Annotated in this window: 16 protein-coding genes; 14 read left to right on the top strand and 2 right to left on the bottom strand. The window is 52.7% G+C overall.

The genetic code is table 11. The features are described 5' to 3' along the window. Window positions 1-2: 2 nt before the first annotated feature. Window positions 3-956 (top strand): homocysteine S-methyltransferase, encoded by a 954-nt coding sequence (gene mmuM / locus SACSAC_RS26110; RefSeq protein ID WP_425414841.1) that lies wholly within the window; start codon window positions 3-5, stop codon window positions 954-956. Window positions 957-1,585: 629 nt separating this feature from the next. Here the strand turns inward: mmuM and SACSAC_RS26105 are convergent. Then, window positions 1,586-2,005, bottom strand: coding sequence for a chemotaxis protein CheW (locus SACSAC_RS26105; protein WP_037291479.1), 420 nt, complete (start codon window positions 2,003-2,005; stop codon window positions 1,586-1,588). A gap of 293 nt (window positions 2,006-2,298) precedes the next feature. Here SACSAC_RS26105 and SACSAC_RS26100 point away from each other — a divergent pair, with 293 nt between their 5' ends. Further along, entirely contained in the window at window positions 2,299-2,919 is a 621-nt protein-coding gene (locus SACSAC_RS26100; RefSeq protein ID WP_037293818.1) for a lysophospholipid acyltransferase family protein, read from the top strand. Window positions 2,920-3,037: 118 nt separating this feature from the next. On the opposite strand, the gene SACSAC_RS26095 is transcribed toward SACSAC_RS26100, so the two are convergent. Then, the gene (locus SACSAC_RS26095) at window positions 3,038-3,220 is read right to left on the bottom strand and encodes a hypothetical protein (RefSeq protein ID WP_037291477.1); all 183 of its coding nucleotides are present in this window, start codon (window positions 3,218-3,220) and stop codon (window positions 3,038-3,040) included. 165 nt (window positions 3,221-3,385) lie between these two features. On the opposite strand from SACSAC_RS26095, the gene SACSAC_RS26090 reads away from it, so the two are divergent. From SACSAC_RS26090 to SACSAC_RS26035, 12 genes are all read left to right on the top strand, one after another. Continuing rightward, window positions 3,386-4,282 (top strand): DMT family transporter, encoded by an 897-nt coding sequence (locus SACSAC_RS26090; RefSeq protein ID WP_037291475.1) that lies wholly within the window; start codon window positions 3,386-3,388, stop codon window positions 4,280-4,282. A 303-nt stretch (window positions 4,283-4,585) separates the two neighbouring features. Next, complete coding sequence (locus SACSAC_RS26085) at window positions 4,586-5,923, top strand: hemolysin family protein (protein WP_037291473.1); 1,338 nt, start codon at window positions 4,586-4,588, stop codon at window positions 5,921-5,923. 52 nt (window positions 5,924-5,975) lie between these two features. Further along, complete coding sequence (locus SACSAC_RS26080) at window positions 5,976-6,647, top strand: hypothetical protein (protein WP_051507429.1); 672 nt, start codon at window positions 5,976-5,978, stop codon at window positions 6,645-6,647. A gap of 247 nt (window positions 6,648-6,894) precedes the next feature. Continuing rightward, window positions 6,895-7,155 (top strand): YqkE family protein, encoded by a 261-nt coding sequence (locus SACSAC_RS26075; RefSeq protein ID WP_037291471.1) that lies wholly within the window; start codon window positions 6,895-6,897, stop codon window positions 7,153-7,155. Between the two features lie 527 nt (window positions 7,156-7,682). Continuing rightward, window positions 7,683-8,888 (top strand): GTP-binding protein, encoded by a 1,206-nt coding sequence (locus SACSAC_RS26070; RefSeq protein WP_037291469.1) that lies wholly within the window; start codon window positions 7,683-7,685, stop codon window positions 8,886-8,888. A gap of 51 nt (window positions 8,889-8,939) precedes the next feature. Next, window positions 8,940-9,209 carry a 30S ribosomal protein S14 gene (gene rpsN / locus SACSAC_RS26065; RefSeq protein ID WP_037291468.1) on the top strand — a complete coding sequence of 90 codons (270 nt, stop codon included), beginning with the start codon at window positions 8,940-8,942 and terminating at the stop codon, window positions 9,207-9,209. A gap of 192 nt (window positions 9,210-9,401) precedes the next feature. After that, window positions 9,402-9,551: a 50S ribosomal protein L33 gene (gene rpmG, locus SACSAC_RS26060; RefSeq protein ID WP_037291467.1), complete on the top strand. Its 150-nt coding sequence runs from the start codon at window positions 9,402-9,404 to the stop codon at window positions 9,549-9,551. Window positions 9,552-9,627: 76 nt separating this feature from the next. Next, the gene (locus tag SACSAC_RS26055; RefSeq protein ID WP_084778370.1) at window positions 9,628-10,356 is read left to right on the top strand and encodes a metal ABC transporter ATP-binding protein; all 729 of its coding nucleotides are present in this window, start codon (window positions 9,628-9,630) and stop codon (window positions 10,354-10,356) included. Window positions 10,357-10,361: 5 nt separating this feature from the next. Then, window positions 10,362-11,264, top strand: coding sequence for a metal ABC transporter permease (locus SACSAC_RS26050; protein WP_051507428.1), 903 nt, complete (start codon window positions 10,362-10,364; stop codon window positions 11,262-11,264). Next, on the top strand, window positions 11,261-12,415 hold the full coding sequence (locus SACSAC_RS26045; protein ID WP_037291465.1) for a metal ABC transporter substrate-binding protein: 1,155 nt from the start codon (window positions 11,261-11,263) through the stop codon (window positions 12,413-12,415). The genes SACSAC_RS26050 and SACSAC_RS26045 overlap by 4 nt, the downstream gene beginning before the upstream one ends. 133 nt (window positions 12,416-12,548) lie before the next feature. Next, window positions 12,549-12,743 (top strand): YwbE family protein, encoded by a 195-nt coding sequence (locus SACSAC_RS26040; protein ID WP_037291463.1) that lies wholly within the window; start codon window positions 12,549-12,551, stop codon window positions 12,741-12,743. A 132-nt stretch (window positions 12,744-12,875) separates the two neighbouring features. Next, on the top strand, window positions 12,876-13,388 hold the full coding sequence (locus tag SACSAC_RS26035; RefSeq protein ID WP_037291462.1) for a GNAT family N-acetyltransferase: 513 nt from the start codon (window positions 12,876-12,878) through the stop codon (window positions 13,386-13,388). The last annotated feature ends 143 nt before the right edge of the window (window positions 13,389-13,531 follow it).

Genomic DNA, 13,531 nt, shown 5'->3' with positions numbered 1-13,531 from the left:
AGCTGAAAAAGGCTGGAGATCCGATTGCGGCCATATTGGCGGAGCATCCGGTGTTGGTTCTGGACGGAGCGATGGCGACCGAGCTGGAGCAGCACGGCTGCGATCTGGACGATCCGTTATGGTCGGCGCGCGTGCTGCTGGAACAACCGGAGAAAATCCGCCGCGTGCACGAGGATTATTTCCGCGCCGGAGCCGATTGTGCCATTACGGCGAGTTACCAGGCGACGGTAGAAGGTTTTGCCGCGAAGGGAATTAAGGAAGAACAGGCACTTGAATTGATCCGGAGTACCGTAAAACTAGCGGTAGAGGCACGGGATACCGTGTGGGCGGAAGTCCAACATCAAAGTCGCCCGAAGCCGATTGTCGCCGGTTCCGTCGGTCCTTACGGCGCTTATCTGGCAGACGGATCGGAATACGTCGGCCATTATGGTGTCGACGATCGACGTCTGACCGAGTTTCATCGCTTGCGTATCCAAGCATTGATCGAAGCCGGAGCCGATATTCTTGCTTTCGAGACGATTCCTTCGCTACAAGAGGCTTTGGTGCTGGCGGAATTGTTGAAAAACGAATTCCCCGACGCGTACGCCTGGATGTCGTTCTCTCTGCAAGACGGAGGCCGAATCAGCGAAGGCACTTCGCTCGAAGAGTGCGCGCGAGCGCTGGAAGACTATGCTGCGATTGCCGCGATCGGCGTTAACTGCGCTCCGGCATCCTTTGCGACCGAGGCGATCCAGCATCTTGCTGCCTTTACGGATAAACCGCTTCTGATCTATCCGAACTCCGGAGAGACTTACGAGGCGTCCACAAAAACCTGGCATGCCGGAGAGTCGAACGGTTGCGGCAGTTTTGCCGATTCGGCGCTTGCCTGGCATGAAGCCGGCGCGCGTTTGATCGGCGGCTGCTGTCGAACCACGCCTGAGCAAATTGTCCAAGTTTCGTCTCTATGGCGCAGCTAAAGCATGTTTTAAAACCCGCGACACATTCATATAACAAAATTCTTTTTTCATATTTTTCGAAAAAAGTTCGAAAAAAGTGATCCAACTTCAAACTGCCTGCGTTTCATGGGATGAGAGCGCCACAGACTAGACATCAGGAACGGCCCCATCGCCCGCTTGAGTTTTTTACAACATCGGTTGGCGCTCTCGTTTTCCGCGATACAATGATGCAGACCTTCTACATTCGCAACTTGTCAGTCAGCATGAGCAGCAATCAACATGAACCCATTGCACGGCGACGATCCCATATACCTACTTTATTCGCAGCAATCACTCCACACGCCGCAGTCGCGGAAACGACAAAAGGCCCCGATCCTAATTCAATGTCATGAAGTTGCACTTCAATGACATCGAATCTACATCGGGGCCTTTTGTTACGTGATTTATCTTATCTTATCTTTTGTTATCCATCTCTTGATTAAATAAAAGCTAAAGATCCTTTCCAAGGAAAGCTTAAGCGGAGAGAGAAATTCAGTGAAAGACGCCTTTGAACTTGGAAAACACCATTATAAATTTCAATCCGTTTTTCCAAGTGAGACAGCGTCTCGAACGAATTTCTCTCGCAGCGCTTGCCCTATCCGAAAAGGAATCTAAGCGCCTCCGCCTGTTGTCGAAGCTAACAACGTGTCCACGTTCAGCACCAACACCAACCGATCCCCGTGTTCGAACACGGACGGCAGGAAGCGACGGCTCGCCACTTCTTCGTTGTCGGCCAACGCGGAATCCGGTACCGAAGCTGTATCGTCAAGAGAGTCGACAAGCAAGGCGACCTTCTCGCGACGCAGCAGAATAAACTTATCAGTGTCGTTTTGATCTTCATGGGAGATATTCAGCTTTTTACGCAGATTGAGGATGGTGTAGATCTCTTCGCGGATCTTGACCACGCCTTCATGCCAATTGGAGGAGAAAGGAATCGACGTACCCGGTTTGGAGTTCTGGATTTCATCGATTTCATGGAACGGAATACCGTACGTTTTGTCTGCCAATTTAAATAAAATAAAATCGTTCATGGTATGCGCCGGTCTCCTTCGTTTACGGATAGAATCCTTTTACGCCAAGTGAGTAACCCTTAACGCAAAAGCATAGGCTTACCGTCATTATAGGTCATTACGCCTCGCCTTGCTACCACCATCGTTGCGAAAGACCCATGATTTTTCAAGCCGGGCGCTGTTCAGAAGAGAATGCGCATGGTACACTAACAGCGTGTCGTACATTTTTTTATAAGGAACTGTGCTGTTGCTTAAATTTAGGACCAGATCCTAAAGTTATCGAGAAACGGAAAGCGGAAGGAGCAGTCGACGTGTTGTATCAACCCCTCGCCAAATTAGCCAGACTTATACTGCGTGGATTCGGGAAGTTCGAGGTTATCGGAGCAGACAAGCTGCCGAAGGAAGGCGGCTACGTGATCACCTGCACGCATAGGGGTTGGATCGACGTCATCGCGCTCGGAAGCTCGCTGCTGCCGACCGAAGTTCATTTTATGGCCAAAAAAGAATTGTTCCAAAAAAAGATTGCCGATAAATTTCTGCGCGATATCAACGCATTCCCGGTCGATCGCGAAAATCCGGGACCGAGCAGCCTGAAAATTCCGATTCAATTGCTCAAGCAGGGCAAAACGATCGGGATCTTCCCGTCGGGCACCCGTTCTTCGGAAGACGCGCCGCTGAAGCGCGGCGCGGTCACGATCGCCAAAATGGCCAAAGTCCCGGTCGTGCCCGCGGCGTTCTCCGGTCCTACCACGTTCAAAGGACTGCTGCGCGGAACGAAGACCCGGCTCGTGATCGGAGACCCGATCGCGACCGTATCCGACGAACCGGGAGAAGGCAAAAAAGACCTCAACGAGCTGGCCGACCGTCTGGTGCTCGCGATGAACAATTTAGAGACGGGATTGCAGCGCCTGGATCAGAATAAACAGCCGAGCTGAATGCCGGGCTTATGATTTATCGATAACGAAAAGAAGCGCGCCTGCGCGGCGTGCTTCTTTTTTGATCCTTTTAAAAGGGTTGATTCTTAGCGATTACTCTTCGTTCGGCTCCAGTGCTTTAATTACGGCGGGGTCCAGACTCGGATTGCCGCCGCTTTTCCGTGAGCGATAGCGCATTCCCGATTCCGGGCAAAATATCAGTCTCCACACTTAAAGCCGAACTAAACGGGCAGATGCCGATCAGCACTAGCGAAGTCGCAAACAGCAGGATTCGCGGCAGGTTGCGTTTTATTTGTTTCATCAGCAAAAATCCCTTAGATTCACTCTATTTCTATATACATACATTCGTTAAATAAATGCTAACTTCCTGCCTTTTAAAATATTTAGCCGCAATTTTATTGAAACTATGTTGGGTCAGGCGTATGATCGAGATTGTCGTTATTACAGCATAGAGGAGAATATCAACATGAAAACATTATCCGGAATGCAGCGCATGATCTTGATCGTGGCGCTCGTTCTGATCTGGGGCGTGTCCTGGTCCATCTACAAAGTCGCGCTCGACTATACGCCGCCGCTGTTGTTCGCAGGAATGCGCACGCTGATCGGGGGCTTATTGTTAGTGATCTTTTTACTGCCCAAGCGCGATCGCATCCAGTGGAAAAAGAACTGGAAGGTCTATCTGATCTCCGGGCTGTTGAACGTGGCGTTATTCTACGGTCTGCAAACGGTAGGACTGATCTATATGCCGTCCGGCTTGTTCACCGTTCTCGTATACTTGCAACCCGTGTTGGTCGGCTTGTTCGCGGCGCTGTGGCTGAACGAACGCATGACGCTGCCGAAAGCGACAGGTCTGCTGCTGGGCTTCCTCGGCGTGATCGCGGTCAGCGTCGGCGGATTCTCGGGGCATATTGCCGCGATCGGCGTTGTTTTGGCACTCGGATCGGCACTCAGCTGGGCGCTGGGCACCGTGTTTATCAAAAAGTCCGCCGCCGACGTCGATTCGCTCTGGTTGGTCGCTTTCCAATGTACGTTCGGGGGCATTCTGCTGACGTTGTCCGGTTCGCTGACCGAGAGCTGGAGCGATATCGTATGGAACGGCGCCTATTGGATCGGGCTGTTATTCGGCATTTTCGTCGGTATCGCGCTGTCCTGGATCATTTACATCACGCTGACCCGATCGGGAGAGGCGAGCCAAGTCGCATCCTATACCTTCATGGTGCCGCTGCTGTCGGTGCTCGTCGGTACGCTTGCTTTGCATGAACCGTTCAGCCGTTTCTTGCTGCTCGGGCTCGTGCTGATCGGAAGCGGCGTCTATCTGGTCAATCGGAAAATCAAACCGAAAGCAGTAACGTTAACGGGTTAAGCCGTTAAGGTACGCCATATTCAACCGAAATTCTTCAAGGCGATCAGCCGCGGAATACGCAGTAGAAAATCCTTTCGCATTCTGAATGGAATTCGCTGCGGCACCGCGGCTTTTTTGATATCGGAACGCAGAACGTAAGACGCGATCCAGGCAGGTTGCAGGTTCATATCGACGAAGCCGGATGTGTAAAAATGGGTATATAGGTATCACAAAGTTACGGTTTCGGCAAACGCCGGAATCGACGAAGTTGCGAAGGGGGTGTTCTCCGTTTCCCCGGCAATACACCGGAAACGGAGAGTCGATGTGGAAATCGTAAACGTGATCCTGGTTATCGTTCTTATTTTGCTCACCGCGTTTTTCGTAGCGTCCGAATATTCGATCATTCGGGTACGCGTCTCGCGGATCAATCAACTGGCGGAAGACGGCAACAAAAACGCGCAGGCGGTTAAACGAATCTTATCGCGTCTTGACGAGTTTCTGTCCGCCAGTCAGCTCGGCACGACGCTCACGTCATTGGCGCTCGGTTGGCTGGGCGAATCGACGGTCGAGGAGCTGTTGGCGCCCGTATTTGTCTGGCTGCATATTCCGACCTCGATCACAGGCGTCCTGTCGTTCCTGTTGGCGTTCCTCATTCTGACGTTCTTCGAGGTGTTGATCGGGGAGCTTGTGCCGAAGACCGTCGCGATCCAGGTGGCCGAACCGTTGGCGCTCGCACTGGCACGTCCGCTGATCATTTTTTACCGGATTACGTACCCGTTCAACTGGATTTTAAGCCGCTCGTCCCGCATCATCACCGGATTGTTCGGGCTTAAGCCGTTGACTGAAGGCGAAGCGGCGCAAAGCGAAGCGGAACTGCGCCTGGCGCTGTCCGAAGGCTTCAAAAGCGGAGAAATCACCCCGACCGAATACCGCTATCTCAACAATGTGTTCGATTTCGACGAGCGCGACGCCCAAGAGATCATGGTGCCGCGCACGGAGATTCGCCATATTTCGCAGAACGCGGACGTGCAAGCCCTGCTGAAGCTGATCGAACCGAAAACATACAGCCTGGTGCCGGTCTCCGTAGACGGGGATAAGGATCATATTGTCGGCATGGTCAATGTAAAGCAAGTGCTGAGCGATTACGTGAGAAAAGGAAACGCCCAGCCGCAGTCGATTGCTCCGTATATCCGTCCCGTTATTCAAGTCATCGAGACCGTGCGGGCGCGCGATCTACTCGGCCGGATGCAAAAGGAAGGCATTCATATGGCGGTGCTGATGGACGAATACGGCGGAACGTCGGGGCTGGTCACGCTCGAGGATCTGCTTGAAGAAATCGTGGGCGATATCCCGTCCAGCTCTTCCCCCGCAGGCGTAACCGCGCCGACGCCGCTGATTCGCCCGGACGGGCAAGACCGTTTCCTGCTCAGCTCGAACGCGCTGCTGCATGATGTCAACCGCAAGCTGGGTACCGATATCGATTCGGAAGAAGTGTATACGATCGGCGGCTGGTTATTGTCGGAAAAGTTCGATCTCAAGCAGGGCGATACGTTGAACGAAGAAGGTTGGGAGTGGACGATCGCTGTGATGGAAGACGGACGCATTCGACAGATCGAAGCCGTTCGCAGCGCAAAAAAGGAACGCGAACCAAGCCTGATCTGAAGGGGCAGCTAACGACTATGCGGGCTGAAGCCCGAATAAGGAGCGAAGCACAATGGACAAAAGCAGAAACTGGCGTATCGGAGCAACGAGTTTTCTTGTAACGGCAGCTTTTTTGGCAGAATGTTCGGCTGTACCTGTTCAGGCCGCAGCGGCCATGGATTCCGTAACAAACGAACGAATCGTTTCGTCAGTGAGCAGCAATCCGTCGGCAGCGTTGAAAAAGAAAATTACGCGCGAAGCGAACCTGGCACTTCGTGCGCTCAAGGACCGGGACTTCGAGACGTTGGCCGATATGGCGGCGCCGAGCGGTATTCGTTTTTCCCCGTACGCGTATGTCGGCGTCGGAGCGGATCTTGTGCTGACGCCGCAGCAGATTCGCGAAGCCTGGGAGAATCGGAAGCCTTATATCTGGGGATTGTACGACGGAAGCGGCGAAGTCATCCGGCTTGATTTTCGCGGTTATTACGATCGATTCCTGAACAATCTGCCGTACACCGCTCCGGACGGCGTCGGATATAACCGGATCATAGGCAGCGGCAATACCGTCAGCAATTTGAAAGAAGTCTACCCGGATGCCCAATTCGTCGAATTTTACGTTAAAGGCGGTCGAAGCGGAATAGGGAATGTCGGAGGCATGGACTGGGGAAGCCTTCGTTTTGTTTTCGAACAAAAACAGGGGGAATGGAAGTTGTCGGGCATCATCAGCGATCAGTGGACGATATAGGAGCGACAGGAGAATTGTGGATAGAAAAACCCAAAATGATGAAGAAATTGTGAAAGATTTCAACAGGTTGGGGATAAGATGTCGATTTTTGGGGATAAACTTGTGTATAAGGGTAGAATAACCTGTGGGTAAAGTCCGATTTATACACAGGTCTTTTCTTGCATTGGCAACAAATAGCCAGGGTTCCTTTCCCATTCCGGTCGCCGTATAATAAAAAGAAGACTGTAACTACAGGGAGGAAACACGAATGGCCGCAAAGAAAAAACAGCCTGCTGCTCGTCCGGCCGCATCGGACAAGCCGGCAACGCTCAAAGATATGTTGAACCCGGAAGTTTTGGCCAAGCTGCAAGCGCAAGCGAACGAACTGAAAGCCACCGAACAGGAGCGCCGCGACGAAGAACAACGTCAGGCCGCCGAAGCGAAAAAAGCGGAACGCAAGCGCTTGGAGAACGATTTCGAATATCTGCTCGGACAAAGCGAAGGAAAGAAGATAAACAAATACGACTGAGCGGGGGGCGCTGCGGGAGAAATTCGTTCGGGCCGCTGTCTCACCCGGAAAGTTCGATTGGAATTTTTAGCGGAATCTTTCCGAGTTCAAAGGCGTCCCTCACTGAATTTCTCCCTCCGCTAGCGCTAAGTCGTTTTGTTTGAAGGGAAGGAAAGAAAAAAGCGGAAAGATTAAAAAAAAAGAAATCCGACTTCGATCGGATTTCTTTTTTTGTGGTGAAAACAAACGTAGCTGGAAGCGAGCAGACGGAGAGAGAAATTCAGTGAAGGAGCGATAGCGTTCGCCTTTGAACTCGGGAAAATACAAATAAAACTTCAATCTTTTTTCCAGAATTCAACACGCGACCGGAACGAATTTCTCTCGCAGTCTGCTCGCTTCCCGCACCCACGTGACTTTATCGACAAAATCAGAGAAGCCCGAATCCAATCGGGTTTCTTTTTTTATAACCGTTGACAGCTTTTGAGGAATAGGAGTATAGTATTCTTCGTTAATCGTAATAATTACTATTTATTTGAGGAGCGGTAGATATGGAAACAAAGAAGATTCCGGTTACCGTCCTGTGCGGGTATTTGGGATCGGGGAAAACGACTCTTTTGAATCATATTCTTCATAACCGTCAGGGCTTGAAAGTGGCGGTCATCGTCAACGATATGAGCGAGATCAACGTGGACGCGGGATTGGTTGCGGGCGAAGCGGGGTTGTCGCGTACCGAAGAGAAGCTGGTGGAGATGTCCAACGGCTGTATCTGCTGCACGCTGCGGGAAGATTTGCTGCGCGAAGTGGAGCGGCTGGCGTCGGAAGGGCGTTTCGACTATATCCTTATCGAATCGACGGGGATCAGCGAGCCGGTGCCGATCGCGCAGACGTTTACGTATGCGGATGACGAGACAGGCGTGGATCTGACGTCGCTTGCGCGGTTGGACTGCATGGTGACGGTGGTAGATGCGTATCGGTTCTGGCATGATTTCGAATCCGGCGAAAGTCTGCTGGCACGAGGCCAAGCGACCGCCGAAGACGATACGCGCGACGTGACGGATTTGCTGATCGATCAGGTGGAGACCTGCGACGTGCTGCTCTTGAACAAGTGCGATCTGGTCGAAGAAAGCGAACTGCGTCGTCTGGAAGGCGTGCTGCGCAAGCTTCAACCGTCGGCGAAAATCATTCGTACGGTTCGCGGCGAAGTGGAGTTGTCCGAGATTTTGAATACGGGACTGTTCGATTTTGAAAAAGCGAGCCTGGCACCGGGATGGCTGCGCGAATTGCAGAAGGAAGAACATACGCCGGAAACGGAAGAGTACGGGATCGGCTCGTTCGTGTATCGTCGCAGAACGCCTTTTCATCCGGAGCGTTTGGCGAATTTGCTAGCCGAATGGCCGATGGAAGTCGTGCGCGCCAAAGGATTGATGTGGATCGCCGTGAAGGAAGACTGGGCCGCGAGCTTCAGTCAGGCCGGGCCTTCGATCCAATTCGGACCCGCAGGAAGCTGGATTGCCGGGCTGCCGGAGCAGGAGCGCGAAGAACTGTTTGCGGATCAGCCGGAGCTTGCGGAAGGTTGGGACGCCGACGTCGGCGATCGGATCAACGAATTCGTGCTGATCGGAATCGAAATGGAGCGGGAAGAGCTTGAATCCGAGCTGGATGCTTGTCTGTTGAACGAGCAAGAGATGCGGGCGGACTGGTCGACCTTCGCGAACCCGCTGCCGTGGACGACCGCGGAGGCAGTAAACGTGTGACCTGCACCTTTTAAAACAGCAAAAATAAGATAGAAAAAGGAGACATTCAATATGGCTAAAAAGTCGAAAGTGGTACGCGAGAAAAAACGTCAGGAAATGGTAGCGAAGTACGCGGATCTGCGCCGTGAATTGAAAGCCAAAGGCGACTATGCCGCTTTGCAAAAATTGCCGCGCGATTCGTCGCCGACCCGTCTGAAAAACCGCTGCGAGATCACGGGACGTCCCCGCGGTTATCTGCGTAAATTCAAAGTTTCCCGTATCGCGTTTCGCGAGTTGGCGCATAAAGGACAGATCCCCGGCGTAACGAAATCGAGCTGGTAAACCAAGCGGATGCAAGAATGGTTGTCCGGTGGATGAAAGAATCAAAAGCGACTGTTCATGTTGACATAGCTGAGAGGCTTCGTTATACTTTGTTTTATTCGTAAAAATTACGATAACTATTAAAAGGTCGAAACATCGTGCGCGGTACGTGTGATCGTCCTTATACTTTTACTTTACAGGAGGGTTTTAACCATGAGAGTCATCGTGACACTGGCTTGCACCGAATGCGGAGACCGCAACTACACGACAACGAAGAACAAACGTAATCATCCGGAACGCTTGGAGTTGAAGAAATACAGCCCGCGTTTGAAAAAGATGACGATTCACCGGGAAACTCGTTAAGATAACGTTCGGCCAAGCAAGGTACAAAATTTTTTATTCTTTTTTAATCGTAATGATTACGTAAGGGGCGGTAAACGTGATTCTATCTTCCATGCGGGACGTCGTATTCGGTTACGGAGACGAGCCGGTCGTGCACCATGTGTCGTTGGATGTGCATAAAGGCGAATTCCTCGGCATTACCGGACCTAACGGAACAGCCAAGACGACCGTGCTGAAGCTGCTGCTCGGTCTGCTTAAGCCGTGGAGCGGCGCTGTCGAATTGAATAAGGAAGCCTTTGGCGGCGGCAAGCCGGTGATCGGTTATGTTCCGCAGCAGGCGTCCTCGTTCAATGCGGGCTTTCCGAGCCGGGTGATCGAGCTAGTGCGTTCCGGTTGTCATTCGCGTGTCGGATTGTTCGGACGCTTCGGTGCAGAAGAAGAGCGCCTCGTTCGGGATAGTCTGGAGCAGGTGGGCATGTGGGATTTGCGCCGCCGCCGCATCGGAGAATTATCCGGCGGGCAAAAGCAGCGCGTCTGCATTGCCAGAGCGCTTGTGCAATGCCCGGATGTGCTCATTCTCGACGAACCGACAACGGGGATGGATATTCGCAGCCGCACCGAATTGTATCGGCTGATGCGGCATCAGGTTCGGCATCATGGCGTGACGGTGGTTATGGTGACGCACGGCTTGGAAGAAGCGGGGCGTTATCTGGATCGGATCGTGACGTTGGAACGGCTTGAAGCCGGGCATCCGCAGATTGCGCCGGACGTGGCCGAGAGCCAGCCGGAACCTGGATTGGCCGGCGACCGCTGGGAAATGGAGTGACGCAGATGCTGGCTTACGAATTTATGCAACGTGCTTTTTTGGCAGGCGCGCTGATTGGATTAGTCGCGCCTGTTCTGGGTGTCTACCTGATGCTGCGCAGACAGGTGTTGATGGCGGATACGCTGTCGCACGTGTCTTTGGCAGGCGTGGCGGCAGGGTCGCTGCTCGGCGGAAATCCGTCGATCGGCGGCTTTATTGCGGCGGTAGCGGCTGCACTGTTGATAGAAAGGCTGAGAGGGCTTTACCGTACATACGCGGAAGTTCCGGTTGCGATTATGATGACGGGCGGCTTGGCGACGGCAGTCGTTCTGATGAGTTTCGGCCGAACGCTGTCGCAGAGCTTTAGCTCGTATTTGTTCGGATCGATCGTGGCGGTCAGTTCGACGCAGCTTTGGCTGATCGGCGGAGCTACCGTGCTGGGTTTGATCTTTTTTATTGTGTTCAGGCGTCCGCTTTATGCGTTGACGTTCGATGAAGAAACAGCGGGAATCAGCGGCGTTCAAGTCCGTACGTTGTCGACAGCCTTCTCTGTGTTGACAGGGATGACGGTAGCCGCGGCGATGCCGGTCGTAGGCGTGCTGTTGGTGTCTGCGTTGCTCGTACTGCCGGCCGCTTTGGCTTTACGCATCGCGGGAGGTTTTTTCTCGGCGGTTATCATGGCTGTCGGAATCGGGCTAACCGGGATCTTCGGCGGACTGACCGCATCTTATGTCGCGAATACGCCTCCGGGCGGTACGATTGCGCTTATTTTGCTCCTTTTTCTGCTGCTGGGCATGGCTTTGCAAAAGCTTCTTTTACTAGGGAAGCGGAAAATTCGTGGCAGGCAGGGAATTTCTTATACAAAAACAGAGATGACTCATCAATCCGATGACAACACGAGTGGAAAGGAAGGAATCGAAACGGTATGAAAAATAGACGAAATACAATTCAAGTAGGTGTAGGAGCTTCGTTCCTTAGCTTAATGCTGATCTTGGGAGGTTGCGGCTCGAATGCGTCTGAAGTCGCGACGACTCCAGCTTCGACTGCCGAAACTAATGCACAAGCATCCGGTACAACGGAAGAGGCTGCAACTCCGGCCGAAAAGCTCAAAGTCGAAACGAGCTTTTATCCGATGTATGAATTTGCTCGTAACGTAGGCGGCGATTTGGCGGATGTCGAGCTTCTCGTACCTGCCGGAACGGAGCCGCATGATTGGGAGCCGACGCCGCAGGATATTGCCAAGATCGAGGAAGCCGACCTGCTTGTTTATAACGGAGCGGGTATGGAAAGCTGGGTCGACCAGGTGCTGGATGCTTCGGCTAACGGCGACTTGTTGGCGGTCGAAGCCAGCAAAGGCATCGATATTATGGAAGGTTCCGAAGAAGGACACGATCACGGACACGACGAAGCTGCTGAAGAAGGCCATGACCATGATCACGACCATGATGCCGCGGCAGAAGAAGAGCACGACCATTCCCATGATGAAGCCGTAACGGAAGAACACGACCATGACCACGCAGAAGAAGCGGGCCATGCGCACAGTCACGATCACGGCGGATTAGATCCGCACGTGTGGTTGTCGCCTGCGCTGGCGGTCGAAGAAGTTCGCGGCATCGAGAAAGCTTTTGCGGAAAAGGACCCGGCTAATGCCGATCAATATAAAAGTAACGCAGATGCCTATGTTGCCAAATTGGAAGCATTGGATACTGAATTCAAAGACGGACTGTCCGGCACGAAACGTACGGATTTCATCACGCAACACGCGGCTTTCGGTTATCTGGCACGTGAGTACGGCCTGACGCAGGTACCTATCGCCGGATTATCGCCTGAGCAGGAACCGTCCGCGCAGGAGATGGCCGAGATCGTCGAGTTTGCCAAAGAACACGATGTGAAGACCATCTTCTTCGAGACGCTTGTATCCTCCAAGGTCGCTGAAGCGATTGCATCGGAGATCGGAGCCAAGACGGCCGTATTAAATCCCCTTGAAGGTCTGACAGAGGAAGAGATCGCCGCGGGCGAGGATTATTTGTCGATCATGCGTGCCAATCTGGCGGCTTTGCAAGCTGCATTGAACGAATAGAAAAAAGTTGTATAGATATGCGCCGCGGTTCGCTTTTTCAGCGAACCGCGGCGTTTCTTGTTTAAAATGGGACAACGTGCGGGCTTATGCTATGATTAAGGAAATGATTGCACATAGAGAAGGAGAGACATTTATGAACGGAAATAATCGATCCGCGATTCGACCAGGTCTGACTGTCGATATCGTGCTCAAAAAAGATCAGTCGACGGGGGCGCTGACCAGAGGCGTCGTCAAAGATCTGTTGACCAATTCCGCTACGCACCCGCACGGGATCAAGGTTCGTTTGCAGGACGGACAGGTTGGACGGGTCAAACAGATCATTGAATGATTTCGATTCGGCCAGAGTCGGCGGTTAGAGAGGGAATATTCGCGTTTAATAGTAGGGTAGACGTCATCTTCACAACTTCCTGCCGAGCTACGGCGAACGTGGTACCGGGAGGGAAGACAGGAGGAACACAGGATGAGCAGTATGCCTGAGGGAACGGAATTGAAGGTCGAGTTGAAGTTTTTCCGCCCGGAGTATGAAAAGGCTCTGTTCGAGGACTACCAAGTGTCCGAAGAACAGGAGAAATATACGGCATTGCCGATTAGGGCTATCCAACTTTGCCGTGAAGATCGGGACCGCCATCCGATCGTTATTCTTGTGGAAAAAAAGCCGGTCGGGTTCTTTGTTCTTCATCGTGGGGATCGGATACGCAGCATTACGGAATCGCCGCGCGCCATGCTGGTGCGTTCCATGTCGGTGAATTTGCCGGAGCAGGGGAACGGCTACGCCAAGCAGGCGATGACTTTGCTGCCTAAATTCGTCAGCGACTACTTCCCGGATATGAACGAGATCGTGCTGGTGGTCAATCAGCATAATGAAGCGGCATTGCGCGTATACGAGCAAGCTGGCTTCGAAGACCGGGGACATCGGAAGTCCGGCCCTGTCGGCGCTCAGGTGCTGCTGCATTATCGGATGAACCGGAAGTAGAAGGCCTCGCGAGACAGGCGATTCAAGAAAGCTGGAACTTGTTTTGCGTCTTCTATGCAGACCAAGCATCCCTGCCGAGTCAAAAGCCCCGAATTCGATCCCAAGATCGAATTCGGGGCTTTTTAGTTGGGTTACACGGCCTG

Origin of the sequence: Saccharibacillus sacchari DSM 19268, from assembly GCF_000585395.1 — a bacterium.
Classification (GTDB): Bacteria; Bacillota; Bacilli; order Paenibacillales; family Paenibacillaceae; genus Saccharibacillus; species Saccharibacillus sacchari.
This window is presented reverse-complemented; position numbering and strand designations above follow the sequence as displayed.